At 59.4% G+C, this 26,682-nt stretch carries 29 protein-coding genes; 19 read left to right on the top strand and 10 right to left on the bottom strand.

Going from position 1 to position 26,682, the window contains the following annotated elements:
• Positions 1-5: 5 nt before the first annotated feature.
• From ACKLNI_RS08790 to ACKLNI_RS08780, 3 genes are read right to left on the bottom strand one after another with little or no spacing between them, the layout of a single operon-like run.
• Complete coding sequence (locus ACKLNI_RS08790; RefSeq protein ID WP_413718692.1) at positions 6-1,301, bottom strand: TRAP transporter large permease; 1,296 nt, start codon at positions 1,299-1,301, stop codon at positions 6-8.
• Positions 1,298-1,828, bottom strand: coding sequence for a TRAP transporter small permease (locus ACKLNI_RS08785; RefSeq protein WP_413718691.1), 531 nt, complete (start codon positions 1,826-1,828; stop codon positions 1,298-1,300). Before ACKLNI_RS08785 ends, ACKLNI_RS08790 begins: the two co-directional genes overlap by 4 nt.
• On the bottom strand, positions 1,825-2,853 hold the full coding sequence (locus ACKLNI_RS08780) for a type 2 periplasmic-binding domain-containing protein (protein WP_413718690.1): 1,029 nt from the start codon (positions 2,851-2,853) through the stop codon (positions 1,825-1,827). The genes ACKLNI_RS08785 and ACKLNI_RS08780 overlap by 4 nt, the downstream gene beginning before the upstream one ends.
• A gap of 104 nt (positions 2,854-2,957) precedes the next feature.
• On the opposite strand from ACKLNI_RS08780, the gene ACKLNI_RS08775 reads away from it, so the two are divergent.
• On the top strand, positions 2,958-3,869 hold the full coding sequence (locus ACKLNI_RS08775; protein ID WP_413718689.1) for a LysR family transcriptional regulator: 912 nt from the start codon (positions 2,958-2,960) through the stop codon (positions 3,867-3,869).
• Here ACKLNI_RS08775 and ACKLNI_RS08770 read toward each other — a convergent pair.
• From ACKLNI_RS08770 to ACKLNI_RS08760, 3 genes are read right to left on the bottom strand one after another with little or no spacing between them, the layout of a single operon-like run.
• Positions 3,849-4,664 carry a glutathione S-transferase family protein gene (locus tag ACKLNI_RS08770; protein WP_413718688.1) on the bottom strand — a complete coding sequence of 272 codons (816 nt, stop codon included), beginning with the start codon at positions 4,662-4,664 and terminating at the stop codon, positions 3,849-3,851. The genes ACKLNI_RS08775 and ACKLNI_RS08770 overlap by 21 nt on opposite strands.
• 9 nt (positions 4,665-4,673) lie before the next feature.
• Positions 4,674-5,909 (bottom strand): malonyl-CoA decarboxylase, encoded by a 1,236-nt coding sequence (locus ACKLNI_RS08765; RefSeq protein WP_413718687.1) that lies wholly within the window; start codon positions 5,907-5,909, stop codon positions 4,674-4,676.
• Positions 5,910-5,919: 10 nt separating this feature from the next.
• Positions 5,920-6,306, bottom strand: a complete 387-nt coding sequence (locus ACKLNI_RS08760) for a YciI family protein (protein WP_413718686.1) — start codon at positions 6,304-6,306, stop codon at positions 5,920-5,922.
• A gap of 159 nt (positions 6,307-6,465) precedes the next feature.
• Between ACKLNI_RS08760 and ACKLNI_RS08755 the strand changes: the two genes are divergently transcribed.
• The 6 genes from ACKLNI_RS08755 to ACKLNI_RS08730 are packed head-to-tail and all read left to right on the top strand — an operon-like array spanning position 6,466 to position 11,435.
• The gene (locus tag ACKLNI_RS08755; RefSeq protein WP_413718685.1) at positions 6,466-7,131 is read left to right on the top strand and encodes a malonic semialdehyde reductase; all 666 of its coding nucleotides are present in this window, start codon (positions 6,466-6,468) and stop codon (positions 7,129-7,131) included.
• Complete coding sequence (locus tag ACKLNI_RS08750; protein WP_413718684.1) at positions 7,116-7,598, top strand: OsmC family protein; 483 nt, start codon at positions 7,116-7,118, stop codon at positions 7,596-7,598. Before ACKLNI_RS08755 ends, ACKLNI_RS08750 begins: the two co-directional genes overlap by 16 nt.
• A gap of 25 nt (positions 7,599-7,623) precedes the next feature.
• Positions 7,624-8,706: a C4-dicarboxylate TRAP transporter substrate-binding protein gene (locus ACKLNI_RS08745; protein ID WP_413718683.1), complete on the top strand. Its 1,083-nt coding sequence runs from the start codon at positions 7,624-7,626 to the stop codon at positions 8,704-8,706.
• Between the two features lie 4 nt (positions 8,707-8,710).
• Entirely contained in the window at positions 8,711-9,253 is a 543-nt protein-coding gene (locus ACKLNI_RS08740) for a TRAP transporter small permease subunit (RefSeq protein WP_413718682.1), read from the top strand.
• Positions 9,250-10,557, top strand: a complete 1,308-nt coding sequence (locus tag ACKLNI_RS08735) for a TRAP transporter large permease (RefSeq protein ID WP_413718681.1) — start codon at positions 9,250-9,252, stop codon at positions 10,555-10,557. Before ACKLNI_RS08740 ends, ACKLNI_RS08735 begins: the two co-directional genes overlap by 4 nt.
• Before the next feature lie 11 nt (positions 10,558-10,568).
• Positions 10,569-11,435, top strand: a complete 867-nt coding sequence (locus ACKLNI_RS08730; RefSeq protein ID WP_413718680.1) for a dioxygenase family protein — start codon at positions 10,569-10,571, stop codon at positions 11,433-11,435.
• On the opposite strand, the gene ACKLNI_RS08725 is transcribed toward ACKLNI_RS08730, so the two are convergent.
• Positions 11,432-12,094 (bottom strand): GntR family transcriptional regulator, encoded by a 663-nt coding sequence (locus tag ACKLNI_RS08725; RefSeq protein ID WP_413718679.1) that lies wholly within the window; start codon positions 12,092-12,094, stop codon positions 11,432-11,434. The genes ACKLNI_RS08730 and ACKLNI_RS08725 overlap by 4 nt on opposite strands.
• Before the next feature lie 211 nt (positions 12,095-12,305).
• Here ACKLNI_RS08725 and ACKLNI_RS08720 point away from each other — a divergent pair, with 211 nt between their 5' ends.
• Positions 12,306-13,526, top strand: coding sequence for a LeuA family protein (locus tag ACKLNI_RS08720; RefSeq protein ID WP_413718678.1), 1,221 nt, complete (start codon positions 12,306-12,308; stop codon positions 13,524-13,526).
• A gap of 172 nt (positions 13,527-13,698) precedes the next feature.
• Here the strand turns inward: ACKLNI_RS08720 and ACKLNI_RS08715 are convergent, their stop codons facing one another.
• The gene (locus ACKLNI_RS08715) at positions 13,699-14,400 is read right to left on the bottom strand and encodes an IclR family transcriptional regulator (RefSeq protein WP_413718677.1); all 702 of its coding nucleotides are present in this window, start codon (positions 14,398-14,400) and stop codon (positions 13,699-13,701) included.
• A gap of 179 nt (positions 14,401-14,579) precedes the next feature.
• Between ACKLNI_RS08715 and ACKLNI_RS08710 the strand changes: the two genes are divergently transcribed.
• The 11 genes from ACKLNI_RS08710 to ACKLNI_RS08660 all read left to right on the top strand — a co-directional run bounded on the left by ACKLNI_RS08710 (position 14,580) and on the right by ACKLNI_RS08660 (position 24,861).
• Positions 14,580-15,419 (top strand): cyclase family protein, encoded by an 840-nt coding sequence (locus ACKLNI_RS08710; protein WP_413718676.1) that lies wholly within the window; start codon positions 14,580-14,582, stop codon positions 15,417-15,419.
• A 33-nt stretch (positions 15,420-15,452) separates the two neighbouring features.
• On the top strand, positions 15,453-15,806 hold the full coding sequence (locus tag ACKLNI_RS08705) for a cupin domain-containing protein (protein WP_413718675.1): 354 nt from the start codon (positions 15,453-15,455) through the stop codon (positions 15,804-15,806).
• Complete coding sequence (locus tag ACKLNI_RS08700; protein WP_413718674.1) at positions 15,803-16,588, top strand: SDR family NAD(P)-dependent oxidoreductase; 786 nt, start codon at positions 15,803-15,805, stop codon at positions 16,586-16,588. The genes ACKLNI_RS08705 and ACKLNI_RS08700 overlap by 4 nt, the downstream gene beginning before the upstream one ends.
• Positions 16,585-17,526: a 3-hydroxyacyl-CoA dehydrogenase family protein gene (locus tag ACKLNI_RS08695; protein ID WP_413718673.1), complete on the top strand. Its 942-nt coding sequence runs from the start codon at positions 16,585-16,587 to the stop codon at positions 17,524-17,526. Before ACKLNI_RS08700 ends, ACKLNI_RS08695 begins: the two co-directional genes overlap by 4 nt.
• Complete coding sequence (locus tag ACKLNI_RS08690; RefSeq protein ID WP_413718672.1) at positions 17,523-18,794, top strand: ABC transporter substrate-binding protein; 1,272 nt, start codon at positions 17,523-17,525, stop codon at positions 18,792-18,794. Before ACKLNI_RS08695 ends, ACKLNI_RS08690 begins: the two co-directional genes overlap by 4 nt.
• A gap of 6 nt (positions 18,795-18,800) precedes the next feature.
• Complete coding sequence (locus ACKLNI_RS08685; RefSeq protein WP_413718671.1) at positions 18,801-19,529, top strand: ABC transporter ATP-binding protein; 729 nt, start codon at positions 18,801-18,803, stop codon at positions 19,527-19,529.
• A complete protein-coding gene (locus tag ACKLNI_RS08680) occupies positions 19,522-20,232 on the top strand; it encodes an ABC transporter ATP-binding protein (RefSeq protein WP_413718670.1) in 711 nt (236 codons plus the stop codon). The genes ACKLNI_RS08685 and ACKLNI_RS08680 overlap by 8 nt, the downstream gene beginning before the upstream one ends.
• On the top strand, positions 20,229-21,095 hold the full coding sequence (locus tag ACKLNI_RS08675; protein WP_413718669.1) for a branched-chain amino acid ABC transporter permease: 867 nt from the start codon (positions 20,229-20,231) through the stop codon (positions 21,093-21,095). Before ACKLNI_RS08680 ends, ACKLNI_RS08675 begins: the two co-directional genes overlap by 4 nt.
• Positions 21,092-22,099 carry a branched-chain amino acid ABC transporter permease gene (locus tag ACKLNI_RS08670; RefSeq protein WP_413718668.1) on the top strand — a complete coding sequence of 336 codons (1,008 nt, stop codon included), beginning with the start codon at positions 21,092-21,094 and terminating at the stop codon, positions 22,097-22,099. The genes ACKLNI_RS08675 and ACKLNI_RS08670 overlap by 4 nt, the downstream gene beginning before the upstream one ends.
• A gap of 4 nt (positions 22,100-22,103) precedes the next feature.
• Positions 22,104-23,036, top strand: a complete 933-nt coding sequence (gene kce / locus ACKLNI_RS08665) for a 3,5-dioxohexanoate:acetyl-CoA acetone transferase (protein WP_413718667.1) — start codon at positions 22,104-22,106, stop codon at positions 23,034-23,036.
• A 64-nt stretch (positions 23,037-23,100) separates the two neighbouring features.
• Positions 23,101-24,861, top strand: a complete 1,761-nt coding sequence (locus tag ACKLNI_RS08660) for an FAD-dependent oxidoreductase (protein ID WP_413718666.1) — start codon at positions 23,101-23,103, stop codon at positions 24,859-24,861.
• Between the two features lie 439 nt (positions 24,862-25,300).
• Here the strand turns inward: ACKLNI_RS08660 and ACKLNI_RS08655 are convergent, their stop codons facing one another.
• Together ACKLNI_RS08655 and ACKLNI_RS08650 are read right to left on the bottom strand one after the other, a co-directional pair.
• The gene (locus ACKLNI_RS08655) at positions 25,301-25,582 is read right to left on the bottom strand and encodes a hypothetical protein (protein WP_413718665.1); all 282 of its coding nucleotides are present in this window, start codon (positions 25,580-25,582) and stop codon (positions 25,301-25,303) included.
• 965 nt (positions 25,583-26,547) lie between these two features.
• Positions 26,548-26,670 (bottom strand): integrase core domain-containing protein, encoded by a 123-nt coding sequence (locus ACKLNI_RS08650; RefSeq protein WP_413716966.1) that lies wholly within the window; start codon positions 26,668-26,670, stop codon positions 26,548-26,550.
• Positions 26,671-26,682 lie beyond the last annotated feature (12 nt).

The following is a 26,682-nucleotide window of genomic DNA, read 5'->3' as shown; positions in this document are numbered from 1 at the left end:
TTGACCTAGCGGGCTATTGAGGGAAGGAAGGTGGCGATCGACGGGACGAGGTAGACAGCAACCAGCCCGATGCCCAACGCCACAATGTAGAAGCCCACACCTCGAAAGATGTCGGCCAACCGCACTTGCGGCAGCACCGATTTCACGACGAAGACGTTCATGCCGATGGGCGGTGTGATCAAACCGATTTCGGTCACCAGGACAACGATGATTCCGAACCAGATCATGTCGACGCCAGTGGCGTAGAGGGCGGGCAGGAACACGGGAACCAGAAGCACGATGATGCCGATGCTTTCAAAGACCATCCCCATCAGGAGAGCGATGACGCAGATGAAGATGACCAGTTCCCGGGCGTCGAGTTCCCATTCGTCAACGGTATCCAGCAGGTCGTAGGGCATGCCGGACAGGTTTATGAACTGGGTGAAGACCACCGCGCCGAAAAGTACGATGAAGATCTTGGCCGTCGTCATCGCCGCTTCGACCAGACAGGCGCGCCATTCGAACCACGTTCTGAGGTGCCCGCGCAATAGCGCAATGATTGCGGCACCGGTGGCCCCGATGCCCGATGCTTCGGTCGGCGTGAAGATGCCGCCATAAATGCCCCCAAGCACAACAACGAACAGGACCAGCACGGGCGTCGTGCCGCGGACCGCCTTGCGCTTGCGCTCGGCATCGAGTTCAGCCGCCTCGGGCGCGGAATTCGGGTCGAGGCGGACCATTATGGCGACGGCCAGAAGGAACAGCAGGACCAGCATGACGCCAGGGAGGATACCTGCAATGAACAACAGTCCGATGTCCTGTTCGGCGATTATGCCATAGATAACCAGTGGCACCGACGGCGGGATCATGATGCCGAGTGTGCCGCCAGCGGCGATGGTGCCGGCGGCCAGTTTGTCGGAATAGTTGTAAGCTTTCATCTGCGGCATGGCGACCTTTGACATGGTCGCCGCCGTGGCGAGTGTAGAACCGCAAACTGCCGAGAACCCGCCGCAAGCCAGTACGGTAGCCAACGCAAGCCCGCCCTTGAACCGGCCAAGCGCCGCATAAGCCGCGTCGTAAAGATCGGCGCTGATGTCGGACCTGTAGATGAAAACACCCATCAGGATGAAGAGCGGGATGACGGAGAGGTTGTAGCTCTGTGCGTCTTCCGTGACCTGTTGCGCGACCATCGCCAGCGAAGCGAACCAACCGCGTTCCAATGCGAAGCCCACGAAGCCGACGACCAGCGTGGCGAAGCCAACGCGAAAGCCGAAAAAGCATAATCCCAGAAGGACGCCGAAGCCGATCAGTGCTGTTGTCATGTCTCTCCGCGCGCCCGTCCTGCGGCTAGGTCAAGAACCTTCAGCACGACGCCGGTGACTTGCGACAGGACACTGAGGATCGCGAACCCGGCGACTGTACCGGACACATAATATGTCGGCATTTCAAGAACTTCAGTCAGCTTTTTAACCTTGTAGCTTTCCCACGCATGCTCGATCAGAACGGCGGCGATCAGCGTCATTGCGAAGACCGAGAAGACCTGAATGACGATTTCGTAGAACACGGGTGAAAGCAGAGCTCGAAACTGTTCTTCGAACAGCTCGACCGTGATGTGATCGTCGCGTGCATTTATGACGCCCAGGCCAGAGAAGATTGTCAGCGCAAGAAGCGCCGAAATGATTTCGGTGCCGCCGAAAATAGGTTTGTGGAAGACATAGCGCCCTATTACATCGACGAAGGTCAGCACCATCATGATGAAGATCACCACGCAGGAAATGGTTTCGAGCGTGGTGAGGGATTTCTTCAGGATGGAGCGGACGGCGCCCTTATCTGCGGGCGCCTCGCTCATTTCGACAGTTCTTGGACGCGCTGGCGATAGTAGGCAAGTGCCGCTTCACCATCGATGCCCGCTTCCTTGGCCTTCGCGGCCCAGGCAGCCGTTATCGGCTTTGCGGCTTCGATCAGCGTTGCTTCCAGTGCCGGGTCGGCCTCGACGGTGGCGATGCCCAACTCGCCGAAACGGGAATAGACGTCGGCCGAGACCGTGTCCCAAAGCTCCGTGGCGACCATTCCGACCTTTTCCTGGCTGATCGCGCGTATGGCTTCCTGATCCTCAGGCGAGATCTCGGCCCATTTGTCCTTGTTGATAACGAACGAGAATGTCGATGTGTAGACGCCCGTCGAGAACTTCGTCAGCGACTTCGTATAGGGGATCACCTGGAAAGACTGGATGGCATCGCCGCCCAGGCCCAAGTGGCTATCGACCACCCCGTTGGCGATCACCTCGTTCGACTTCACCGCCGGTGTGGCGACGACTGCTGCGCCGATGTCCTTGGCCATGTTGGCGAGCGGGCCAGGCAGGGCCCACATCTTGCGCGACTTGAAGTCATCGACAGTCACGATTGGTGTATCGGTGTTCGAAAAAAGCTGGCCCGGCGTTATCACCCATTGCGACAGGAGTTCGACAGTATCGAACTCATCGGGATAGAACTTCTCGCGCGTTTCCCAGGCCGCCTGCGTCATCGCTTTGCCGTCCATGGAGCCGGAGAAGGGCTGCATCCCGGTCAGAGCGCCGTTGACGCGGTTGCCGATCAGGCCGTTGAACTGGACCGCGGCGTCGACGATGCCCTTTTCGACCGAGGCGAGTTGCTCGGGCGGCGGAGCTACCGACTTTGGCGGGATGTTTCCTTTGACGCGGCCATCGGTGACACGCTCAACTTCTTCCAGCCAGCCCGGCAGCACTTCTTGGCAGACGAAATGCTGCGGCGGCCAGAAGCAGTTCACGATGATCCGCGTGTTTGCCGACGCCATTGAGCCCATGCCGGACAGCGCCAGAGTTGCTAGCGCGCCGATGGCGAGCGGTTTGAAATACATCTCTTTCCTCCAAAAAAAACGATTTTCCATGCTTGGTTGAGATGATTGACGGAAAGAACATATCAGTCCAATGCTTTTTTGGTAAGTTATTATGAGGTTTGGATATGAGAATCGATCCCCGGCATCTTGAGCAGCTCTCCGTCATCGTCGATGCCGGCACCTTGCAGGGGGCGGCCGACCAGATCGGCACCTCGCAACCGGCGCTCAGCCGCATGATCCGAACACTGGAAAGCCGCGTCGGTGCTGCACTTTTCGAACCGAAGCGCCGTCCCTTGCGCCCGACGCCGCTCGGCCGGGAACTGGCAAGCCAGGGCCGGACGATCCTGATTGCCCGCGAGCGGTCGGTCGAACTTGTGGATCAGGGACAGAAAGGCTTCTTCGGCGTTCTGAAGATCGGCGCACCGCCTTTTCTTTGTGAGCGACTGGTTTCCGAAGCCATCGTGGGATTTCTAGCGCGTCGGCCAGCGATTCGCGTCGATCTCGTTCCCGACTACTTCCCGGGGCTGTATCAGCGACTTTTCCACAACCAGATCGATATCATCCTGGGACCAGCGAAATCCGCTGATCCCGGCAATTCGGATCTCTTGTTCGAGCCGCTCTTCGAGGACACGAATGTGATCGTCTGTCGCGCCGCTCATCCATTACTGACCCGTGAGATTGACGACAATGCGCTGTCTGAAATGGCGTGGGTGGGGCACTCGGACCGCAGCATGCTGCGTCATGACATGGAAACGGCGCTGCGCCTGATGGGGGTCCGGAACATCCGTTTCGCGTTCCAGAGCGAATCCGCTGGCGCTGTTCTAGAGCTCGTGCGCCGCAGCGATTACTTGACGATCCTGCCACGCTACGCGGTTCGAGCCGATCTGACGGACGGGCTGGCGATCCTGCCCATCGGCCTGCCGACAGCGGAGCAGACGATCGCGATGATGAGTCTTGCCGATCGGGACGAAACCAAGCTTGTCGTCGAGTTCAAAGGGCATCTCAGGAGGTATGTCTCAGACCGTTTCGCGGCTTGAGAGGAAGGCCTGCCAGCGCGTTTCGATCTCGGGCCAGAACCTTTCACCGACCGCGCGCGCCTTGGCGTGCGCCTCGGCGGTCACGTAACGGTCCATCGCACGGGCATAGGAGGGGCGGGCCCGGCCGGCCTCAAGCCATTCGGTGATACGAGGCATCCGGTTGTGCCAGAGCCCCGACATCGCGATGCGGTCGAGGCGATCGATATAGGCGAGAAGCGCGACATCGGTCATCCCGAAGTTCTCTCCGTTCATCCAACGGCGCGTCCGAAGCGCCGCGTCCATGTCTCTGAAGACGCCCGCCAAAACATGGAAATCGGCTTCGACATTAGCGGAGGCGGCGCCGTTGTCGATCAGGTCGCGTCGTTTGGCGGCGAGGCGCGGGTTCGGCATCGCTGCGATCAAGGCATCGATTTCTTCAGGCGTCTTCGACTTCAGCCATTTGTCGCGGTTCGCAGTGGCGAAGCTCATCGTGTTGATCGCCTGATGTATTTCAAGGCAGCGCAGCAGCCAGACCAGTGTCTCCGCACGCATCGCCTTGTCATCGGGAATCAGGCGTGTCCCATCGCCGATATCGTCGATGTATTGCAGAATGACGCTTGATTCGATCACCACCGTGTCGCCATCGACCAGCGTTGGTACCACGCCGTTCGGGTTGAGCTTGCGGTATTTCGGCTGGTGCTGGTCGCCATTGGGCAGCACGAGCAGCACGTCTTCCCAGTCGAGCCCCTTCTCGGCAAGACCAATCCGGGCTTTGACCGAACAGACGCTCGTTGCGGCGTTATAGAGTGTAAGCATAGGTCCCTTTCATGCGCGTTTGACGAGGGATTTGACCGCGGCCGAGGCCGCGATATCGCCATGCTGGGAGAATTGCACTGCGTTCTGGGAAATGCGCGCAAGATCGTAGAGATAGTTGACCATCATGCTGGCCGACTGGTCCTGTCCACGCTTGGAGATATCCGCGCCATGGTGAACGGCATGGACCTGCGCCCCGTTGCCAAGGTGGAAGCGTGCAACCGGATCTATTGGCCGCCCGTGGGCATCCTTGGCGGTCAGCAGGTATTTCGCGGCAAGCTGCTCCAGTTTCGCAGGCTCCGCGTCTTCCTTTTCTTTCCCTTCCGATTTCAGCCAGCGGCAAAAGCCCGGGATGGGCGACAGCGTGACGAAAGTCTTGAGTTTAGGCAGATCGCGCGAAAGGTCTCGCGCCACCTGTTTGATCAACGAATTGCCGAACGAGACGCCCGCCAGCCCGGACTGACAATTTGAAATCGAATAGAATACGGCAGTGTCGGCGTCGGCGGAATTCATGGGATGACGGTCGTCGGCCAAGAGCGCCTGGATCGAGTTAGGTATCCCCTTGGTGAGCGCGACCTCGACGAAAATCAGCGGCTCGGTTGGCATCGAGGGGTGGAAGAAGGCAAAGCAGCGGCGGTCCTGGGGTTGCAGGCGACGGCGCAGATCGTCCCAGTTGCGGATCTCGTGAACTGCTTCATAAGCGATGATCTTTTCGAGGATCGTGGCCGGGCTGTCCCAAGTTATCTGCTGCATCACCAGGAAGCCCCGATTGAACCAGCTCCTGAGCAGGTGCCGAAAATCGTGATCTGTGCGCGCAAGGTCCGGATGATCCTTGAGGAGTCCAAGGAGATGCTGTCGCATTGCGACGATCTCGGCCGTCGCGCCTGGTGCTTCGTTGAGGCGGCGGAACAGGCGTTGACGCGCCGGTTCGCCAGCTCGCGACAGTGCCCTGTAATTTTCGGGCGAGGGCGTCTCGCCGTAAGCTTTCGCAAGAGTCGCGATCAAAGTCGGGTCGATATCGAGATCTTCGTTCAGGAATTCGAAGAACGCGACACGCTCCGCGTCACTGAGTGCGTGGTACTGTCCGAATATGTCGGAAGCGAGCTGCAACCCCGTGATCTCGGCCCTTTCGGCAAGCAGTTTCTGGCAATCTTCCTTTATGCGGCGACCGTCCGCTGGCCTGCGGCCGAACGTTCGGCGTTCAAGCAGTGTCGAAAGCAATTCGCTCAGGGGTTTGGTCGCAATCATGATTCTTTACTCAACTAATGACGATATGTCCCGACGACAGTCCGGCGGTGATCGAAAGGCTGCCCTCGTTGATCAGCCACTTGCGAAGCCGGAAAGTACGGGCCTCGGATTTATGCATGGGATCGTTCTCTGCCAGTTCGCGCGCCTCATTGATTGAGGCCGCGCGGAAGACCAGCATGCCGGCGCCCTGCATTTCCTCGCCACTGTCGTCCGAAAGCGGACCGGCCAACATCAGTTTGCCAGAGGTTTCCAGACCCTTCACGTAGGCGAGGTGGTCGGGCAGCACCGCCTTGACCTCCTCGGGGGACTTTTGCGGTGTGCTTTCCGCCACGAATACTTCGAATGCCAGAGCGCCCCGGTCGCGGGCGACGGCCTTGTAATCGGTCCAGGCAACCATTCTTCCCTCCAGATTTGCTGTGCCAGTTTAAAATATCGATTTTATTTGACAAGCAAAAGAAACGTCGGCAAAAATTATTTCAAGACATCAAGTCCAAGTCGAGGAGTCACTGCACCATGTCCAATGCCGCCACCGGCCTTTCAGGTTAGGATGAGTCAAGTGAGCTCAGCGATGGAGCGCGATCTCGTAGCACTGCGGGAAAAGGCGCAAGAGGTTGTCCGCGATCTGCGCGCGCGAAAGTCCACTCTGGATGATGAGAGTATCGATCTGATTCTGCGCGAGGCGCGCAGCCACTATGCCTGGAGCGATCGTCCGGTTGCCCGCGAGATTCTGGAGGTGATCTACGAAATCGTCGCCGCCGGGCCGACAAGCATGAACACCTGTCCGGGCCGCTTCGTTTTCGTGACGTCCGAAGAGGGCAAGGCGCGGCTGGCCAAGGCTCTGAAGCCTGCCAACGTGGTGAAGATGCAGACTGCTCCGGTCACGGTAATCGTCGCCCACGATCTCGAATTCTGGACGCATCTGCCGTTTCTTTTCCCGCACGAGGACCGCCGTCATTTGTACGAAGGCAAACCTGCGTTCATCGAAAGCACAGCGTTCCGGAATGGTACCCTTCAGGGCGCCTATTTCATGATTGCAGCACGCGCACTTGGCCTTGATGTCGGAGCGATGTCGGGCTTTTCCAACGAGGTCGTCGACGAGGAGTTTTTTGCGGGTACGAGCCACAAGTCAAACTTCCTGATCAATCTCGGTTACGCGGATGAGACTGCGCTTTTCCAAAAGCTGCCGCGCTTCACGTTCGACGAGGTATGCTCCTTTGCGTGAGGTCCAGTGACATGGCGATCCGGCAAAAGACCGAAATGACGATCAAGCTGACCGGGCGCGGCAACAGCCATACCCGGAGCGAGACCGAGGCAGACGGGCTTACAATCGTCATCGACGAACCGGTTGCGCGCGGCGGCACCAACGAAGGCCCGTCGCCTACCGTCACCGCCTATTCTGCGCTGATCGGTTGTACGAACGTCATCGGCAACAAATGCGCCGACAAGCTGGGTGTCGATATCGGGCACCTCAGCTTCGCTATGGAAGTGGACTTCGACCGCCGGGGTGTGCTTCTGATGGAAGAGGTCGAGGTGCCTTTCAAGGCGATCCGTCTGACAGTGACGTCCGACGGAGCGGCGAGCGAGGAAGAACTCGCCCGCGTGGCGCAGGAGACAGAGAAATTTTGTCCGATATCAAAGCTTTACGAACGATCTGGAACCAACCTAACAGTGACATGGCGCAAAATTTGACTGCGCCGAAATGGGAGGACTTGCAATGATTGCACAACTGACACGGCGCACCGCACTTGCGCTTTCGCTGGCCGTCGTCGCGGCGCCCGCGATGGCTACCGAGACGATAAAGGCGGTGGTGATTGACGGCTATCCGGCGCGTGCACTCTGGGTGCAGGAGTTTACCAACTTCTTCATTCCGGAAGTCGACAAGCGGCTGGCCGAGACCGGCAACTACAAGATGGAATGGCAGGAGAGCTATGGCGGTTCTATCGTCAAGCCGGGCGGCGTGCTGGAAGGCATCCAGCTTGGCCTCGGCGACATTGGCATCGTGACGACCATCTTCCACAGCTCCAAGCTGCCGAGCCAGTCGATCTCGGCGGTGACGCCGATGATCGCGGCCGATTCTGTCGCGGTCGCGAAGGCGGTCGACGAGATCGCCAAGGAATTCCCAACGATGCAGAAGGAGTTCGATGCGCAGAACCAGGTTTATCTGGCCACCGGTGTCGTACTCGACTCCTATCAGATCTTCACGAAGGAGCCGGTCAATTCGCTGGCCGATCTTGAAGGCCGGAAAATTGCGGGTGCGGGCATGAACTTGCGGTATCTGGAAGGCATTCCGGGCGCCGCGGGCGTGCGCGGCGGACTGACGGACTTCTACAACATGATCCAGACCGGTCTCACCGATGGCGGAATGCTGTGGCCCGAGTCCGCAGCCACCTTCAAGATCGCCGAGGTCGCGCCCTACATGCTGAAGGCAGACCTGGGCGCGGTGAACTCGAAGACCGTGACGGTCAACAAGGACTACTGGGAAAGTCTCCCGGACGAAGTGAAGGGCGTTCTCCAGGAGGTCGCCGTGCTTTACCGCGACCACGTGGCAGGGCTGGCGATGGGCAAGGCCGCCGAAAGCCTGCAGGCCTATGTCGATGGCGGAGGCACCGTGGTCGAAATGTCGCCCGAAGAACGCGCGGCATTCGCGGCTTCGATGCCTGATATCGCTGGCGAATGGGCAGCCGAACTCGACGGCAGGGGCGAGCCGGGCAGCGAGATGCTGAAGGCGTATATCGCGAAGCTGGAAGCGGCAGGCTTTAAGCCCGTGCGCGACTGGTCGGCAGCGGCGACCAACTGAGGTGATGGGTTCCGCGCTCACTGCGGTTTCCAGACTGGTCGATGGCATCGCGATCTTCGCGAATGCCATCGGCACGCTTGTGGTGCTGGCGCTGGTGGGCGTGGTGAACTTTGACGCCATCGCACGCAGCCTTTTCAACGCGCCGTTCCTGGGGGCTGTCGAGGTCGTTCAATTCTCAATGGTTCTGATCGTCTTCCTGCAACTGCCCGATGTCTGCCGGGTCAACCGGCTTACGAGCTCGGATGGGTTTCTGACCATCCTTGGCGGGCGCCGCCCAAGGACGGCAAATGCGCTGCGGCATGCAATCAATTTCGTATCGGCCGTCTTTATGGCGCTGATCGCTATAGCGATCTGGCCCGAGTTCCTGAAGATGTTTGAAACGCAGGACTATTTCGGTGTGCCCGGCGTCTTTACCGCACCATGGTGGCCGATCAAGCTTGCCATCTTCGCCGGCGCCGCGCTTTGCGCCGTGATCTTTTTCCTGAAAGTCCTGAAGTCCCACGAGGACGTCCCGCCGGTTCGGCTTCCCGAAGGGGACGACGCATGACACCGGTCGAAATCGGAATGGCCTCCGTCGCCGCGATAGTCGTCCTTGTCTATATCGGCCTATACATCCCGATCGCGCTTGGCGTGGTCAGCTTTGTCTCGATCTGGCTGATGCGGGACAATTTCGACCTGTCGATGGCGCTGCTGAAAGTCGCCGTCAGCGATAGCGTGATGGAATACACCTTCGCGACGGTGCCGCTGTTCACGTTCATGGGGCTGATCGTGTCGAAGGCGGGCCTGGGCGCCGATATCTATCAGGTGATGAATTCGGGGTTTCGCAAGGTGAAGGGCGGCATCGGAATGGCAACCGTCGGGGCGAACGCCGTCTTTGCCGCCGTCACCGGATCGTCCATCGCCTCGGCCAGCGTGTTTTCCAAGGTCTCGGTTCCGCAGATGCTGAGCTATGACTACAACCCGCGATTCGCCGTGGGCGTCGTCGCAGGATCGAGCGTGCTGGGCATGATCATTCCACCCTCTGCGATGCTGATCATCTATTCCTTCGTGGCTGAACAGTCAGTCGGTGACATGTTTCTGGCTGGCATCGTTCCCGGCATCCTTTTGGCTGTGGCGTATGTGATCGCGATCTGGGCGATGGGACGTTTCGCTCCGGCGTATGTCGGTGGGCGAAAAAGCGACGATCTCGAATGGATGAGCCCGGGCGAAATCGCGGCAAAGACGCTGCCCACGGCTGGTCTGATCGCTGTGGTCCTCGGCGGAATCTACACCGGCTGGCTGACCCCGGTCGAGGCCGGCGCGGCGGGTGCACTCCTGGGTCTTGTCATTGCCGTGGCGCGCGGCAGCATGACGCTCAAGGGCTTCTGGGAAGCGCTGCTCGAGACCGGACATATCACGGCGGCCATCCTGTTCCTGATCACGGCGGCGTCGATCTATTCGCGGATGCTGGGTCTTGCCGGCCTGCCGAACCAACTCGGCGACTACCTCGAACAGAGCCAGCTTGGCTATTTCTGGGTCATGGTATTCTACGTCCTGCTGATGATTTTTCTCGGAACTATCCTCGACACAACCTCCATTATCTTGATCGTGGTTCCGCTTTTCCTGCCGCTGATCGAGCCGATGGGCCTCAGCCTCGTGTGGTTCGGGATCGTCACTGTCGTCGGAGCCGAGATTGGCTTGCTTACGCCGCCGCTTGGCATAAGCTGTTTCGTCATCAAGGCGACGTTGAACGACGACCGGATCACGCTCAGGGATGTCTTCGTGGGCGCGTTTCCTTTCGCTGTCGTCATGCTGATAGTCCTTATCCTGCTGATCCGGTTCCCGTCGCTCAGCACCGCCATTCTGAACTAGGAGATCCCGGTATGCGCACCGTCACCAAGGACAACATCACCGAAGTATTCATGGGGTATTTCGGGCCGGACACCGACCCCCGCCTGCGCGAGGTGATGCAGAGCCTCGCTGATCACCTGCACGCCTTCGCAAAGGAAGTGAAGCTGACCCATGCCGAGTGGCAGAAAGGAATCGAGTTTCTCGAATGGGCGGGCAACATATCCGATAAGGAGCGGCACGAGTTCGTTCTTCTGTCGGACGTACTTGGCCTGTCATCCCTGATCGACATGATCAATTCTGTGCCCGAAGGAACTTCGTCGAGCGTTCTTGGCCCGTTCCACATCTCTGGTGCCCCTGATATCCCGTTCGGTTTCGACATGAAACGGGATTACGAAGGTGACATACTTCTGGCGCGGGGCCGGGTCACCGATCCGCAGGGTAACCCGATCGCGGGCGCCAAGATCGACATCTGGCAGACGGCGCCGAACGGACTTTATTCCAGTCAGGACCCGGATCAGGACACGTATTCCTTTCACGGAATCCAGACAACGAGGGCGGACGGCACTTACGGTTTTACGACAGTGAAACCCGTTAGCTACACGGTGCCGACCGACGGGCCGGTGGGCGATATTCTGCGAGCGACGGGGCGGCATCCATGGCGGCCGTCGCACCTTCACTACGTCATCAAAGCCGAAGGATATCGGCCGCTGGTGACTGAAATTTTCCCCGACGACGATCCCTATCTGGACGAAGATACCGTCTTCGGCGTGCGTGAAGATCTCGTGATGAAGTATGTCGAACAACCGCCGGAAACCTTCCCCGAAGGATATGCGCTCTCGGGCAAGGTGAACGAGCCCTACCTTGTCGCCGATTTCGACCTGAAGTTGGTACCCGTTTAGTCGATTTGCTCTGCGAGGAACGCACCCGTATTCCTGTAGTGCGCCATCAGGAGGGTGCAGAGCGTTTCCGTCTCGCGGTTGACCGCGGCTTCGAGAATTGCCGCGTGTTCGGCGTCCACGTCGCGCCGGGCATAGCTCTTGGACTTTCCGGCAAGATATCGGTAGCGCACGTTCAGATCGTAGAGCTGGCTGCAAAACCTGAGCAGTATCGGTGACTTGCAGCCCGCCAGCAAGGCCATGTGGAATTCCTTGTGGCAAGTCTCGAATGTCTCGAGGTCAGTCTTCCGGGCACGGACCATATAGTGATGCGACAGCACCAGCGCCTCTTCCCATCCCGCTGAACCGTGGGCAATGCTGTCGCGTACGGCAAGCTCTTCGAGCCGACAGCGCAGATCGAGGATCTCCTGGAACTGTTCGCGGCTGGTGGCGGCTACGCGGAAGCCGCGCTGATCGATGCGGTCGACCAATTGATCCGATGTCAGCAGGCTGAGCGCCTCGCGCACAGGTGACGCTCCGGTATCGAGGCTTTCTTTCAGCGTGTCGATCTTCAGACGCTGGCCCGGTGGGATGCGACCGAAAATGATGTCGTTGCGCAGTGCGAGATATGCGCGTTGCGTCGAAGACTGCGACGATGTTTGGGGAGTGACAGAATTATCCATGCACCGAAATTGCCACCGATCTGGCCAATAGGCAAATAATATCGGTTTTTCGAGTGTCATATATTTGTCGCCACCTCCGATTGATGTTGATGGCCGCTGCGGATGGTTGCCAGGTCATTTTTGAGCGAAAAAAAAGTGGGTTTTTTGTTGGAACACGGAAAAAAATGGGTATAGTTTTTTCAAGTTTAGAATTCTCAAAGGGGTCAAGCTGATGCGCAGCACGCATTTTGAAGACGGTAAATACTGGGTGAGCCCATACAATTTCGTCGATGAGGTGCGCCAATCGCTGAACTTGCCACCAAAAGTCGAAATCCACGATGCCACGCTGCGCGACGGCGAGCAGACACCGGGCGTTGTGTTCTCGATCGATGACAAGATCCGTATCGCCACAAAGATGGACGAAATCGGCGTCGACCGGATCGAGGCGGGCATGCCTGCAGTGTCTCCCATGGACGCCGAGGCGATCAAGGAGATTTCGAAGCTCGGCTTGAAATCGAAAATCTACACCTTCGCCCGTGCAATGAAGGCCGATATCGACATGGCGCTCGAATGTGGCGCGCAGGGCGTGATCATCGAGGTGCCCATCGGCTATCCCAAACTGGTCACGCAATTCGGATGGACCTGGGAAGACGTATTCAAGAAAAGCCGTGACGTGATCAACTACGCTCGCGAAAACGGATTGCACGCGGTCTATTTTCCCTACGACACGACCCGGGCCCGGCCTGACGATCTGACCAACCTGTGCAATGCCATTATGGCGGAAAGCCCGCCCGACGCCATCGGTATCGTCGACACCATGGGCTGCGCGACGCCAGAGGCGATCAAGTACATGGTCAAGTGGGTCAAGGGCATGACCGGCCTACCCATTGAGATTCACACGCATAACGATTTCGGGATGGGTGTCGCAACCGAACTTGCCGCCGTAACGGCTGGCGCCGAATGCGTGCATTCTTGCGGCAATGGTCTCGGGGAGCGCACCGGCAACGCGGCGCTAGAGGAACTGATGCTTGGGCTCGATCTGCTTTATGGCTACGAGACGGGCTACCGCCTTGATAAGCTGCCCGAACTTGGTGCGCTCTTGTCGGAACTTTCGAACATCCCGATTGCCCGAAACAAACCGGTGTTGGGCGATGGTAATTTCATCCGCGAAAGCGGCATCGGTATCCAGTATGTGATGCACGATCCGCTGGTGATGTTCGGTACGCATCCGGCGCTGACCGGTCGATCCGGCGAGGTCGTCCTGGGCAAGAAGAGCGGCAAGGCCTCGATCGCCTACAAGATGGAAGAATTGGGCCTGGGTGACTTGAACGATGATCAGGCGGCCGAGGTTCTCGCCCAGGTCAAGGCCAAGGGCATCGAGAAGCGCGATATCCTGAGTGACGCTGAATTCCGGGAAATCGTCGAGGCCGTGCGAACGCAGGACGCCGCCTGAGCCGAGGCCTTCCCGGACGCAGCGATTTCTGGCAGGCGCGGGAATAAGTCGAACGCATGCATCGAGGCTGGCCACTTTGGTGGCCGGCTTGAATGGGTTCGTTCTGATTTATGGCCTCATCCAGCGTGACGCACCTGCCGAAACGCAAAAGCTCATTTCCCGGAGGCGGTGATTATCGGAGCAGTGATTTCGTTTCCGAAAGCACGCGCGCAAGCTTTTCCCTGACTTTTGGGTAGCGGCTGGTCGGAACGGGGACCGAAACAGCGATGACGTCGCCCGCCGTGTCGCGAACGGCGAACCCGATCGCCGATACACCCTCGGTGTGCTCGTCCTCGTCAGTTGCCAAAGCGCCACTTCGAATTGTCTCAAGCTCGGCAAGGACCGGCATCAGCCGGTTCTCGTCGCCCTCCGACTCCAGCTCCGACAGGACAAGTCGAGCGGCCTCAGCCTGATCGAGGCAGGCCAGCGCTGCCTTGCCGTTTGCTGTCGTGGTCAATGGGAAACTGTCGCCGATACTCGAAACAGTGCGCAGACGATGGCTGCCGACGATCTGGTCGATGAAATGCATCCGTCCGCGTTTCAGAACGGCCAGGTCCACGGTCTCCCCCGTCCTGTTCGCAATGTCGCGCAGGATGGGTCGCATCCGTTCCTTAACGTCGCCTGCCGAGGCCTGGGCGAGGCTGCGAATCTCTGGACCAAGCCGCAGGCTGCGACTGGACCCGTCTGAATGGACGAAGCCTTCGGCGACCAATGCGCTCACTATTCTTTGTACCGTAGAACGGGGCAGTTCGACCCGATTTGCAATCTGACCAAGGCTCAATCCATCGGACTGCAACGCGAGAACGCGAAGGATGTCAGCCGCTCTAGAAATCACTTGTATGTTTGATTTTTCGGATGTTTTTTCCGGCCTCACGCGCTTCCGCTCCGATCCGTTCTGGGGTTCATGTGAGTTTCACGGTAACCCGCAATGCGGTGCAAATCAACCATTGACCGAATTACGATACAGTTGCACCATGATGCAGGACGAATGACGCAGCGGGGAGGGCAGCGACGATGCCGATTACAGTTCGTGGGATTGAATTTCAGGACAACACCGACAACGACATGGGGCTGGAGTTCTACAACCTCAGCCACCGCTATGGTTTCCAGTGCCCGAACTGGCCCTATTTCCGTGACGTTCAGATCGAGCGGATGCATTACATGGCAAAGTCGGGCGTCCTGAGCCAGACACTTACCACCACGATGCACGTCACCACCCATATCGACGCCCCGGCGCATGTGGTTCAGGGCACGCCATTTATCGACGAAGTTCCGCTTCCGCATTTCTTCGGATCGGGCCTCGTGGTCTCGATCCCGAAAAAGATGTGGGAACCGATCACCGCCGACGATCTGGAGAAGGCCTGCGGTCACGCGATCCGGAAGAACGATGTGCTGATCATCAACACCGGCTGGCACCACCAGTACGAGGACGGCGATTATTTCACGCATTGCCCGGGACTTGTGCCTTCGGCGGGGGAATGGATGGTTGAAAAAGGGATCAAGGTCGTCGGCCACGACACACAAGCCAACGACCATCCTCTTGCCACCGCCATTGGTCCGCACCGGAACGGTCCGCTTCATCCGCACCTCGCAGAGGAATACAAGAAATGGTCCGGGGGCATTCCGTGGGATGAGGCTTTCCCGGAATGGGAGCCAGTGCACAATATCCTGTTCAAGAACGGTATTCTGGGCATCGAAAACGTGGGCGGTGATCTGGATGCCGTAACCGGCAAGCGCTGCACATTCGCCTTCTTCCCGTGGAATTGGGATCGTGGCGATGGCTGCATCATCCGGTTGGTCGCGATGATCGACAGGGGGCAGAAGTACCGGATCGAAGCGGGCGAGAGCTTCTAAGCCCTCGCCATCGCCGGTTTGGGAGGGCCCGCGATGTTGATCAAGCGATTTGAAGAGGCCGAGGTTTATGAGGCTCCGAACCACTGGGGCGTGACCGGCTTGCGGCTTCAGGGGTTCGAAGATGGCGGCCCCGAGAACCAGTGGATCGGGTTCAGCCAGTTTCTGCCCGGCGGCGGGGCCGGACCTGACAGCACTCCGTTCGAGAAGGTCTATGTCGTGCTTGAAGGCGAAATGACCATCGAGTGGGACGGCCAGACCGAGGTGCTTCGGCCAATGGACAGTTGCACGGTTCCACCGGGTCAGGTCCGACGGATCGAAAACAAATCGAACCACGTCTGCAAGATGCTGGTTGTGATCCCGTATCCCGAGGGAGGACGTCCGAAATGAGCCTCTCCGATCCTCTGAAAATGTTCGATGTCACCGGTAAGGTGGCCCTGATCACCGGCGCTTCAGGTGCGTTTGGCGCGGTGGCGGCCGAGGCGCTATCCGGCGCGGGCTGCAAGCTGGTGCTGGCTGCGGGCAATGCCGATGCCATGGCCGAGGTGGCAGAGCGCTGCAAGGGCGAGGTCGTTCAGGTCAATGCCCGTCCCGACAGCGAAGAGGCTTGCAATGCGCTGGTGGCGAAAGCGGTTGAGGCGTTCGGGCGCCTCGATATCCTTGTCGTGGCCTCCGGCATGAACAAGGTGGCCCTGATCAACGACATGGAGCCCGAGACGTTCGAGGGCATCATGGACGCCAATGTCACCCAGTCCTGGCTGATGGCGCGCGCCGCGGCAGGGCAGATGAAAGCGCAGGGCGACGGGGGCAAGATCGTACTCATGTCCTCGGCTCGCGGGCTGCTGGGGCACCCGGCGGGCTATACGGCCTACTGCGCTTCAAAGGCGGCTGTGGACGGCATCACCAAGGCGCTGGGATGTGAGCTTGGTCCGACGGGGATCACCGTCAATGCGATTGCGCCGACAGTCTTCCGGTCGCCACTGACGGCCTGGATGTTTGGGGATGACGACCACGCGAAGACTGTGCGGACCGGCTTTCTTGCGCGCGTGCCCAAGGGGCGTTTGGGAGAGCCCGAGGACCTGGCAGGGCCTTTGTTGTTTCTCGCATCCCGGGCCAGTGACTTTTATACCGGTCACATTCTCTATGCCGATGGCGGGTACACCGCAGGATGAGCCGGATTGCTGTCATCGGCGGCGGCCTCATGGGGCACGGTATCGCGCTTACCTTTGCGCGCGGCGGCCACGACGTATCCGTGGTTGAGCCGGTCGCCGAGATGCGGGAAAGCCTCGAGGATCGGGTGCGCGAAAGCCTGACGCTTCTTGGGGCGCCTGTGAATGAAGTCGCGGCATCGCTGGACCGTATCGCCACTTTTCAGGGGATCCCGGATGCCGTGAAGGCGGCGGACTATGTCTTTGAAGCTGCGCCGGAAAAACTCGATCTCAAGAGGGCTCTCTTTGCCGAGATAGAAGCTCATGCTCCGCAAGATGCGATCCTGGCGTCCAACACCTCCGTGATTCAGATCACCAAGATCATGTCTGGTCTTTCCAGCCGCCACCGTGCGCTTGGCACGCATTGGTGGAACCCGCCACACATGATCCCGCTGGTCGAGGTGGTCAAAACCGCATGGACCGAAGCGAGCGTTGCAGACGCCATGCACGCATTGCTGACCGAAGTCGGCAAGACGCCAGTGATGGTCGAGAAAGATGTGCCGGGCTTCATCGGCAACCGTTTGCAGCATGCCCTATGGCGCGAAGCGATCAGCCTGGTCGAGAACGGCATCTGCACAGCCGAGGCCGTCGATGACGTCGTCAAAGCCAGTTTCGGGCGGCGGCTGGCTGTGTTGGGACCTTTGGAGAACGCCGATCTTGTTGGGATCGAGTTGACGCAGGACATTCACGACCAGGTCCTCTTTGATCTGGATCGAAGTACGAAACCCTCGCAGTATTTGCAAAAGCTGCGCGACGCGGGGCGGACCGGCATGGCGGCCGGGGCAGGGTTCCGCGATTGGAAAGACGGTGATGTTGCAGCAACGAAGGAACGGGTTGCGGATCACCTGAGAAAGCTGGAGGCAATATTGCCTGACAGGTCCGACATGGGAGGAAAAACATGAAACGTTCGACGACACGCCGCCGCGTATTGGGCGGCATTGCTGCTGGTGTCGCGGCACCGGCCATCCTGCGTTCGACGCGGGCCTATGCACAATCGCCAACCCTGAAGGTTGGTTTCGTCACGCCATCGACCGGGCCGCTCGCCGGCTTTGCCGAGGCGGATGACTACATTCTCGAAGGTCTTCGCGCTCATTTCGCGGGGGGCATCGAGAATAATGGCAAGTCCTACCAGATCGAGATTATCAAGAAGGACAGCCAGTCGAACCCGAACCGAGCGGCTGAAGTCGCTGCCGAACTCATCCTTGATGATGAAGTCGATATCATCACCGCCGCGGCGACGCCGGACACCACGAACCCTGTCGCGGACCAGGCCGAGATCAACGAGATCCCCTGCATCACCACCGACGCTCCGTGGCAGCCCTACTTTTTTGGGAGGGGCGGTAACCCAGCCGAAGGCTTCGCCTATACCTATCACTTCTTTTGGGGGCTGGAGGACGTGATTGCCAATTTCACGGGCCTTTGGAACGATAGCGGGGTTGCCAAGAAGGTCGGCGGATTGTTCCCGAACGATGCTGATGGCAATGCCTGGGGTGACGCGGAGCTTGGCCTGCCGAAGCCGCTGGCCGAGCAGGGGTTCGAACTGATCGATCCGGGTCGGTTCCAGCCGCTGTCTGACGATTTCTCGAATTACATCAGCGCGTTCAAGGATGCGGGCTGCGAGATCGTAACGGGAGTGATGATCCCGCCCGATTTCGGCACTTTCTGGAGCCAGGCGGCCCAGCAGGGGTTCAACCCGAAGGTCGCTACCATCGGCAAGGCGCTCTTGTTCCCGTCGGCGATAGAGGCGCTGGGTGACCGGGGTGTCGGGCTCACGACCGAGATCTGGTGGTCTCCCAACCATCCGTTCAACTCATCGCTAACCGGCATCTCGGCGGGCGATCTGGCGGGCGGATATTCACGCGCCACCGGACGACCCTGGACCCAGCCCATCGGGTTCAAGCACGCGCTGTTCGAGGTCGTGGCTGACGTGATCGCCCGGTCCGAGGATCTCGATGATGTTGAAGCGGTCGCGGCTGCGATCAAGGGTACCAACATGTCTACCATCGTCGGCGACGTAAACTGGTCGTCCGGGCCGGTTCCGAACGTGTCGAAGACGCCGCTGGTCTCGGGCCAGTGGCAGAAGGCGGGCGACGGCGTCGAACTGGTGATCACCAACAACAGCCACGCGCCGCAGATCCCGGTCGGCGGCGAGTTGCAGTTGCTCGGCTAGGGCGACTTGTCTGCGCTCCTGTCCGTCACTGGACTGAAAAAGTCCTTCGGCGCCATCGTGGTCGCCGACGCCACTTCCTTCGATGTCGCGAGGGGTGAGGCGGTGGGCATCCTCGGTCCGAACGGCGCGGGCAAGACATCGCTTTTCAACCTGATCACCGGAACGCTTAGGGCCGATGCTGGCCGGATCGGGTTTGAAGGACGTGACATCACAACGCAAACAGCGGCCGCGCGGTGCAAGATGGGCATCGCGCGGTCGTTTCAGATCCCCCAACCGTTCGGGGGGATGACAGTTTTCGAGAACGCGCTGGTCGGCGCCACGCAGGGTGCAGGACTCAATGGGCGGGAAGCCGAAGACCTTGCCCTGTCGGTGCTGGAAGAAACGGAGTTGCTGTCAAAGGCAAACGTGCGCGCCGGGACGCTGACGCTCCTTGAGCGCAAGCGGCTTGAACTGACACGGGCGCTTTCCGCGAAGCCGAAGCTGCTGCTTCTGGACGAGATCGCGGGCGGGCTGACGGAAGCAGAGTGCCAATCATTGATCGGGACGATCCGGACCATCCACGAACGAGGTACCACCATCATCTGGATCGAGCACGTCATCCATGCGCTTCTGGCCGTGGTCGAGCGGATCATCGTCATCGACTTCGGCAAGAAGATTGCAGAAGGTAACCCGAAGACCATCATGGAAAGTCCTGAAGTAAAAGAGATTTATCTCGGCGTGGACCCCGATGCCTGAGGCCCGGCTTCAAATCAGCGGCCTCGACGCCCACTACGGAGATTTCCAGGCGCTCTATGGACTCGACATGGCGGTTTCGGACGGCGAGGTCATCGCCATCATCGGAGCGAACGGGGCGGGCAAGACGACACTAATGCGCTCGATTTCCGGGCTGTTGAAGAACCGGGCTGACGCGATCAGGTTTCGGGGCGAACCCATCGGCGCGCTGCGGGCAGATCAGGTGGCCGCGCGCGGCATCGCGCTGGTGCCCGAGGGGCGGCAACTCTTCCCGTCGCTTTCGGTCGAGGAGAATCTGCTGATCGGTGGCCAGGTCGGACGGGCAGGCCCATGGTCGCTGTCCTCGGTGTATGATCTCTTCCCCATTCTAAAAGAGCGGCGCCAACAGGCTTCCACTTCGCTGTCAGGCGGACAGCAGCAGATGGTTGCCATCGGGCGTGCGTTGATGGCGAACCCTGAACTGATCCTTTTCGATGAGATCAGCCTCGGCCTCGCCCCTGTTGTCATCCGTCAGATCTATGAGGCGATGCCGGGGATCGTGGGCGAGGGGATGACCGCGATGATCGTCGAGCAGGATATTGCGCAGGCGCTGAAAGTATCGTCCCGCGTCTATTGCCTGCAAGAAGGCCGCATCTCTCTCGAAGCCGCAACAGGCGACGTTACTCACGATCAGATCACGAAGGCCTATTTCGGGATGGACGCATGATCGAGTGGACCGGCGTCATCGTGCAGGGGGTGCTGCTTGGCGGACTATACGCTCTTTTCGCCGCCGGGCTGTCGTTGATCTTCGGCGTGATGCGGCTTGTCAACATCGCGCATGGCGACCTGATCGTCTTGGCGGCCTATTTGGGGCTTTCGACGACTGTGATGTTGGGCTTGCATCCGCTAGTGGCGCTTCTGATCGTGATGCCCGCGATGGCGGCGCTTGGCTATGCATTGCAGCGTCTGGTCTTGAACCAGACCCTGGGGCCGGACATCCTGCCGCCTCTCTTGGTGACTTTCGGCCTTTCCGTCATCATTCAGAACGTGCTTCTTGAGGCCTACACTGCCGATCCGCAAAAGCTGAACGGCGGGGCCATCGAAACCGCCAGCCTTGATCTCGGCGGCATCGCGGTGGGCGTGTTGCCGCTTCTTACCTTCTCCATCGCGGTCGTGGTGATCGCGGGGCTGCAGTTCATCTTCTACCGTACGTCGCTGGGCTGTGGCTTCCGGGCGGTCAGCGATAACCAGGACATCGCGCAACTCATGGGGCTGAACAAGGCGCATCTCTTCGGCCTCGCGATGGCGCTTGCGCTGGCGGTGGTGGCGATCGCGGGCATACTTTTGGGTATGCGCACAAGTTTCGATCCGGCCATCGGCGGTGGGCGTCTGATCTTCGGGTTCGAGGCAGTGATCATCGGCGGGCTTGGAAACCTCTGGGGCACGCTGGCGGGTGGCGTGATCCTTGGCGTGGCGCAAACGATCGGCGCCAAGATCGATCCGGGCTTTCAGATCCTTGCCGGACACGTCGCGTTCCTGATCGTGCTGGCGATCCGTCCGAACGGTCTTTTCCCGAGGGTGGAGCATTGAGAGCGCCCACGGTCACCCGGTCGACGCCAACGTCGCGGGTCGCGATGTTTCTGGGCGCACTGGCCGTTGTCCTGCTTGCCGCCGCCCCCTGGTGGGCCAGCAGCTCCGAGATGCGGCTACTGGGGGAGATTTTTCTCTATCTTTCGTTGGCTTGCCTCTGGAACCTCATGGCAGGTTACGCCGGACTCGTCAGTGTCGGACAGCAGGCATATGTCGGCTTCGGCGGATACATGCTTTTTGCCTTGACGGTATTCGGCGGCCTGAACCCGGTGGTCGCGATCCTGTTGGGGGGGGTCCTCGCGGCGGTTCTTTCGGTGCCGATCGCGACACTGATCTTCCGCCTGAAAGGCGCGTATTTCGCAATCGGGACATGGGTTGTGGCGGAAGTCTTCAGGCTGTCTTTCGCGCAGATCCACGCGCTTGGTGGCGGGTCGGGGTCGTCGTTGCCGGTCGCGGTGGTCAGGGAACTGGGCGAAAAGAAAGCGGCTCGGGAAGCGACGTCCTACTGGCTGGCGCTGGGTGCGGCCGTCCTCGTACTGCTGGCGGTCTATGTCTTCCTGCGGTCGCGGCGCGGTCTCGCTCTGACGGCGATCCGGGACAGCGAGATTGCCGCCAGCAGCCTTGGCATCAACATCTGGCGCACGAAACTGGCGGTCTACGTCGTGACCTCGGCCTTCACGGCGATCATCGGTGGATTGATATTTCTGCAAAAGCTCCGGATTTCGCCTGATGCCGCCTTCAGTGTCAACGACTGGACGGCGTTTGTCATTTTCATCGTCGTGATCGGCGGGATCGGCACACTGGAGGGGCCGATTATCGGCACTCTTATGTTTTTCGCGCTTCGCGAACTGCTGGCCGACTACGGAACGATCTATTTGATGGTGCTGGGTGCCGTTGCCATCGTCGTGATGCTGAAGGCGCCGAAGGGTGTCTGGGGACTGATACGCGAGCGGTTTGACCTTGAACTTTTCCCGCTCAGTTACCGCGTCAGAGAAAAGGACTGAGACCATGGCGAAAACGCCGAAAGTGATCATCACCTGCGCTGTCACCGGGGCCATTCATACCCCCACAATGTCAGAGCATCTTCCGATTACGCAGGACGACATCGCACATCAGGCCATTGAGGCGGCCGAGGCAGGCGCGGCGATTCTGCACCTGCACACAAGAGATCCCGGGGACTTCCGGCCCTCGGTAGAGCCGGAGCACTACACCTCGATCCTATCGCGCGTGAAGCAGTCGACGAACGCCGTCGTCAACATCACCACGGGCGGGGCGCCTACGATGCTGATCAAGGAACGGCTGCGCGCGGCGGAGCAATTCAGCCCCGAGATGTGTTCGCTCAATATGGGGTCGATGAACTTCGCCTTCCACCCACTCGCCGCACGCTACGAGAGTTACAAATACGACTGGGAAAAGGCATATATCGAGGGATCGGAGGCGAACATCTTCCGCAACACCTTCGCCGACATTAAGGAAGCGGCGGAACGATTGGCACCCCATAACATCAAGTTCGAGCATGAGTGTTATGATGTCGGTCACCTCTATAACCTTAAGTTTTGCATGGATATCGGGTTGTTCAAGCCGCCGGTGTTCCTGCAATTCGTGATGGGCATTCTGGGGGGTATCGGTTCGGATATCGAGAACCTCGTCTTTATGAAGAAGACCGCCGACAAGCTTTTCGGAGATAACTACCGCTGGTCGGTTTTGGCCGCAGGGGCCGCGCAGATGCCGATGGCGACGACCGCGAGCCAGATGGGCGGCAATGTGCGGGTCGGGTTGGAGGACAGCCTTTTCATCAAACGCGGCGAGTTGGCGACATCGAACGCACAACAGGTCAAGAAGATCCGTCGGATCATCGAAGACTTGGGTGCCGAGATCGCGTCGCCCGACGAGGCGCGCGAGATCCTCGATCTGAAGGGCGGCGACCGAGTAGGTTTCTGAGGCAAGCACGTTGGATTGATGAGATGGGCCGGACGCGGAGCCGGACGACAAGGAGAAAAAGGACATGGCGGAAATCGAAACCGATGTGCTGATCATCGGCACGGGGCCAGCAGGTTCGGCCACGGCGGCGCTGCTGGCCAGCTACGGTATCGAGAACATGGTGGTGAACCGCTACCGTTGGCTGGCCAATACCCCGCGGGCGCATATCACCAACCAACGGACGATGGAGGTGCTGCGCGACCTCGGCCACGAGGTGGAGGCAGAAGCATATCTGCATGCGACCGAGCAGGATCTGATGGGCGAGAATGTCTTCTGCGAGAGCCTTGCGGGCGAGGAAATCGGGCGAATGAAGAGTTGGGGCAAGCACCCGCTCTCCCGCGCCGAGCACATGCTGTCGTCACCCAGCCACATGAATGATCTTCCGCAGACTTTCATGGAGCCGATTCTCTATTCCACGGCCTGCAAACGCGGGGCGCAGGGCCGGATGTCGACCGAGTATGTCAGCCACGAACAGGATGCCGAAGGCGTGACAACGACATTGAGAGACCGCTTGTCGGGGCGCGAATTTCAGGTGTACTCCAAGTATCTTGTCGGCGCCGATGGCGGCAATTCACTGGTTGCAGACCACATCGGCGCCCCCATCGAGGGCAAGATGGGTGTCGGCGGGTCTATGAATATCCTGTTCCGCGCGGACCTTTCGAAGTACGTCGCGCACCGTCCGAGCGTCCTCTACTGGGTGATGCAGCCGGGTGCCGATGTGGGCGGCATCGGCATGGGGCTGGTGCGGATGATCCGGCCCTGGAACGAATGGCTGATCGTCTGGGGTTACGACATCAATGAACCTGCGCCGGAGGTCGACGAGGCGATGGCGACCAATGTCGCCCGCCAGTTGGTCGGCGACCCGGACCTGGAGATCGAGCTTCTCTCCGCCAATACATGGACCGTGAACGACGCCTACGCGACGAATCTGCAGAAGGACCGGGTCTTCATCATGGGAGATGCCGCGCATCGGCACCCTCCGTCGAACGGGCTTGGCTCCAACACCTCGATCCAGGATGCGTTCAATCTGGCATGGAAGCTGGCGGCGGTGTTGAAGGGGCAGGCCGGCGAGGCGCTGCTCGACACCTACACCAGCGAGCGGGCGCCGATCGCAAAGCAGATCGTCACTCGCGCCAACCAGTCCATTGGCGAATTCGGCCCGATCTTTGCGGCACTCGGCATGACCGGTGGCGCGGATATCGAGAAAATCAGAGCAAGCATGGACGCGCGCTGCGATCCAAGTGCGGCGGGGGAGAAACAGCGCGAGGCGCTGCGCCAGGCGATCGCGTTCAAGAAGTACGAATTCGACGCGCACGGTGTCGAGATGAACCAGCGATACAAATCAGACGCGGTTGTGACTGACGGTGACCCCGAGCCGGCCTTCGAGCGTGATGCCGAACTGCACTATCAGCCGACGACATGGCCCGGCGCGCGTTTGCCGCATGTCTGGGTCTTTGACAACGCGACCGGTGCAGAGGTGTCGACGCTCGACCTCTGCGGGAAGGGACGGTTCACCCTTATCACCGGGATCGGCGGCGAAGACTGGTGCAATGCGGCGGCGGAAGTCGGGAAGTCGATGGGTATTGACATCGTTTGTCATGTTATCGGCCCGCGCCAGGCTCACGCCGATCACGTGGGCGACTGGGCGCGGGCGCGCGAGGTAAGCGATACCGGATGCATCTTGGTGCGGCCCGACCACCATGTCGCGTGGCGGGCCCGAACCAAGACGGACGATCCAACTGGTGACCTCATCCGGGTTCTGAAAAAGGTTCTTGCGCGGAGCTGACGCGTTACCCGGAAGGTCCTCTTGTCCAGTTTGTTCTTGTCGCCTTGCTTGGGCCGGTTTGCGTGAGACGACACACCAATTCCTCGCAGCTGTCATTCGTTCTTTCAGCGGCGAATGCGGAACCAGATGTTCTCCTTCAAGCAGATCGATACCGCCCAGCCTGGGCCGAAAGTAGCCTGAATCATCCCGGAAAATATCGCAGGGATGGCCCGCGCTTCAAAGGCATCCTTGAGGTTAGGGGAAGGTTGAAGCTGGTGACCACACTCCGACCCGGAACTCGGGAAGGTTGCAGGGCGCACTCAATTGCCGCCAGGAGGAAGCACTTAGTGCCAAGACCCCCGGGATCGACAAGGAACTCCGTTTCATATGGTCAGCACGCCGAGTGCAATTTTGCGAAGTCTGAAGGATGACCGGTGACATCGAACAGCCGATAGCTGTCCTAGTCGTTGATTGTGACCATTGGAGAATGCGTGTCGTACTTGACGCTTCTGCCACGGCTTTCGATCTCGATGCCCGTGACCTCTTTTGCGGTACTGTTGTCGTGCGAATAGGCGCCAAGGATGCACAAGATTTTCCAGGCATCTCCAAGGGGAGACAGACCGTTCGAGACGAAAAGCCTTACCTCAGACGCTCGGTAGATGCCAAAGTACCAGTAGTTCGTAATCGCTATCGAAGCCGTGAGCATCAGTACGGCTGTGCCCCGGACCCTCTTCAAGGCCATCGATTTCCTTTTGGAGCCCATCGGCAAGCGAACGCTGTCCGATGGGGTGCCGTGCTTATGTATCAGCGGTGCGTCCATGAACGTCTGCTTCGTCCGTGACGCAAAGCCGGCATTGCTCTTGCCATCACGATGGTCTGGTCCGCTTTAATCGGTTCAGCCCTCTGTTTTGGGTCAGTGATCAGGACGGTCCTCGTTCGCGACACGGTATGACCGCCATCCAAAGGTCTTTCTGTCGGCGATAGTGCTCTCGGCACTCGTCTTCTAAAGGCTAAGTGTCCTGAGCCTGCGGGTGATGAAATTCGTCCAGCGTTGGAACCGGACCGAATTCAGTATTCAGATGGGGCAGATGTCAGACGCACCAAGCAACCGCGCCTGCATGTTCTTGCGCGGGGCAGGGTGGCGAAGTGCATCCTCGGTGCGTATGGTGTGCAAAGCGGGTCCGTTCCGGTAGAGGGCGCACCTGAGCAGAACGCTGATTGCCTGAAAGCGCAGCCACCGGGACCGCGCTGTTGGCTGCTTCTCCGATGATGGATGGTGGAGATTAGGCATTAATTTCAATTTCTTGACAGGCGTCGTGTGCAATGCGTGTTTATGTTTCGATCGCGTGATTTCGCACTGCATCGTGAGCATTTCTGTGCTTTGGCAAAGATTGGGCTTTTCGGAGCCTCATAGTGTTCGTCGGGGGCGAGCATTTGAGAATGACTCGTTCGCAGGAGTTACATCTCCTGCTGAAAACAGCCGTTTGAAGTGGGCTTCATGCAGGTTCGCTTTGCTTACGAAGTTGCCGAGGTTTTCTGGCAAGAACAGCGGCTTCGTGCACATTTTAACTGCAGTAGTTTAGGCGCACGCCGGAAACGGTAGCGCCGTACGCGCGAACGCATGAGATCTCGACAGTCGATAATTGCCTTGCCGTTCCAGCTTTTTGAATATGGGGCATTTCACCAAAATACCTTTGATGCTCTTGTCTAGCCCCCTGTGTATGGGCCACTGATCAGGGGTTTCTCTAATAGGGTTTCAGGAACGGGCGGGCGCATGTTGAGTGCCTGATGCGGCCGGGTGTGATTGTACTGCCTGAGCCAGTGATTGATGACGATCTGAGC

It is taken from the genome of Silicimonas lutimaris (assembly GCF_047314965.1).
In the GTDB taxonomy this organism is placed as follows: Bacteria; Pseudomonadota; Alphaproteobacteria; order Rhodobacterales; family Rhodobacteraceae; genus JAVJUV01.
Note: the sequence above shows the minus strand (reverse complement) of the source record. Positions and strands in the feature narration are given on the sequence as shown.

What these genes read in the sequence shown, in the direction of transcription:
- ACKLNI_RS08695 (WP_413718673.1), top strand. Translation starts at nt 16,585, where the DNA reads ATGAGCCGGATTGCTGTCATCGGCGGCGGCCTCATGGGGCACGGTATC.
- ACKLNI_RS08655 (WP_413718665.1), bottom strand. Translation starts at nt 25,582, where the DNA reads ATGGCCTTGAAGAGGGTCCGGGGCACAGCCGTACTGATGCTCACGGCT.
- ACKLNI_RS08690 (WP_413718672.1), top strand. Translation starts at nt 17,523, where the DNA reads ATGAAACGTTCGACGACACGCCGCCGCGTATTGGGCGGCATTGCTGCT.
- ACKLNI_RS08675 (WP_413718669.1), top strand. Translation starts at nt 20,229, where the DNA reads ATGATCGAGTGGACCGGCGTCATCGTGCAGGGGGTGCTGCTTGGCGGA.
- ACKLNI_RS08770 (WP_413718688.1), bottom strand. Translation starts at nt 4,664, where the DNA reads ATGCTTACACTCTATAACGCCGCAACGAGCGTCTGTTCGGTCAAAGCC.
- ACKLNI_RS08760 (WP_413718686.1), bottom strand. Translation starts at nt 6,306, where the DNA reads ATGGTTGCCTGGACCGATTACAAGGCCGTCGCCCGCGACCGGGGCGCT.
- ACKLNI_RS08700 (WP_413718674.1), top strand. Translation starts at nt 15,803, where the DNA reads ATGAGCCTCTCCGATCCTCTGAAAATGTTCGATGTCACCGGTAAGGTG.
- kce (WP_413718667.1), top strand. Translation starts at nt 22,104, where the DNA reads ATGGCGAAAACGCCGAAAGTGATCATCACCTGCGCTGTCACCGGGGCC.
- ACKLNI_RS08790 (WP_413718692.1), bottom strand. Translation starts at nt 1,301, where the DNA reads ATGACAACAGCACTGATCGGCTTCGGCGTCCTTCTGGGATTATGCTTT.
- ACKLNI_RS08740 (WP_413718682.1), top strand. Translation starts at nt 8,711, where the DNA reads ATGGGTTCCGCGCTCACTGCGGTTTCCAGACTGGTCGATGGCATCGCG.
- ACKLNI_RS08680 (WP_413718670.1), top strand. Translation starts at nt 19,522, where the DNA reads ATGCCTGAGGCCCGGCTTCAAATCAGCGGCCTCGACGCCCACTACGGA.
- ACKLNI_RS08735 (WP_413718681.1), top strand. Translation starts at nt 9,250, where the DNA reads ATGACACCGGTCGAAATCGGAATGGCCTCCGTCGCCGCGATAGTCGTC.
- ACKLNI_RS08745 (WP_413718683.1), top strand. Translation starts at nt 7,624, where the DNA reads ATGATTGCACAACTGACACGGCGCACCGCACTTGCGCTTTCGCTGGCC.
- ACKLNI_RS08705 (WP_413718675.1), top strand. Translation starts at nt 15,453, where the DNA reads ATGTTGATCAAGCGATTTGAAGAGGCCGAGGTTTATGAGGCTCCGAAC.
- ACKLNI_RS08775 (WP_413718689.1), top strand. Translation starts at nt 2,958, where the DNA reads ATGAGAATCGATCCCCGGCATCTTGAGCAGCTCTCCGTCATCGTCGAT.
- ACKLNI_RS08785 (WP_413718691.1), bottom strand. Translation starts at nt 1,828, where the DNA reads ATGAGCGAGGCGCCCGCAGATAAGGGCGCCGTCCGCTCCATCCTGAAG.
- ACKLNI_RS08660 (WP_413718666.1), top strand. Translation starts at nt 23,101, where the DNA reads ATGGCGGAAATCGAAACCGATGTGCTGATCATCGGCACGGGGCCAGCA.
- ACKLNI_RS08780 (WP_413718690.1), bottom strand. Translation starts at nt 2,853, where the DNA reads ATGTATTTCAAACCGCTCGCCATCGGCGCGCTAGCAACTCTGGCGCTG.
- ACKLNI_RS08720 (WP_413718678.1), top strand. Translation starts at nt 12,306, where the DNA reads ATGCGCAGCACGCATTTTGAAGACGGTAAATACTGGGTGAGCCCATAC.
- ACKLNI_RS08725 (WP_413718679.1), bottom strand. Translation starts at nt 12,094, where the DNA reads ATGGATAATTCTGTCACTCCCCAAACATCGTCGCAGTCTTCGACGCAA.
- ACKLNI_RS08730 (WP_413718680.1), top strand. Translation starts at nt 10,569, where the DNA reads ATGCGCACCGTCACCAAGGACAACATCACCGAAGTATTCATGGGGTAT.
- ACKLNI_RS08710 (WP_413718676.1), top strand. Translation starts at nt 14,580, where the DNA reads ATGCCGATTACAGTTCGTGGGATTGAATTTCAGGACAACACCGACAAC.
- ACKLNI_RS08750 (WP_413718684.1), top strand. Translation starts at nt 7,116, where the DNA reads ATGCTCCTTTGCGTGAGGTCCAGTGACATGGCGATCCGGCAAAAGACC.
- ACKLNI_RS08765 (WP_413718687.1), bottom strand. Translation starts at nt 5,909, where the DNA reads ATGATTGCGACCAAACCCCTGAGCGAATTGCTTTCGACACTGCTTGAA.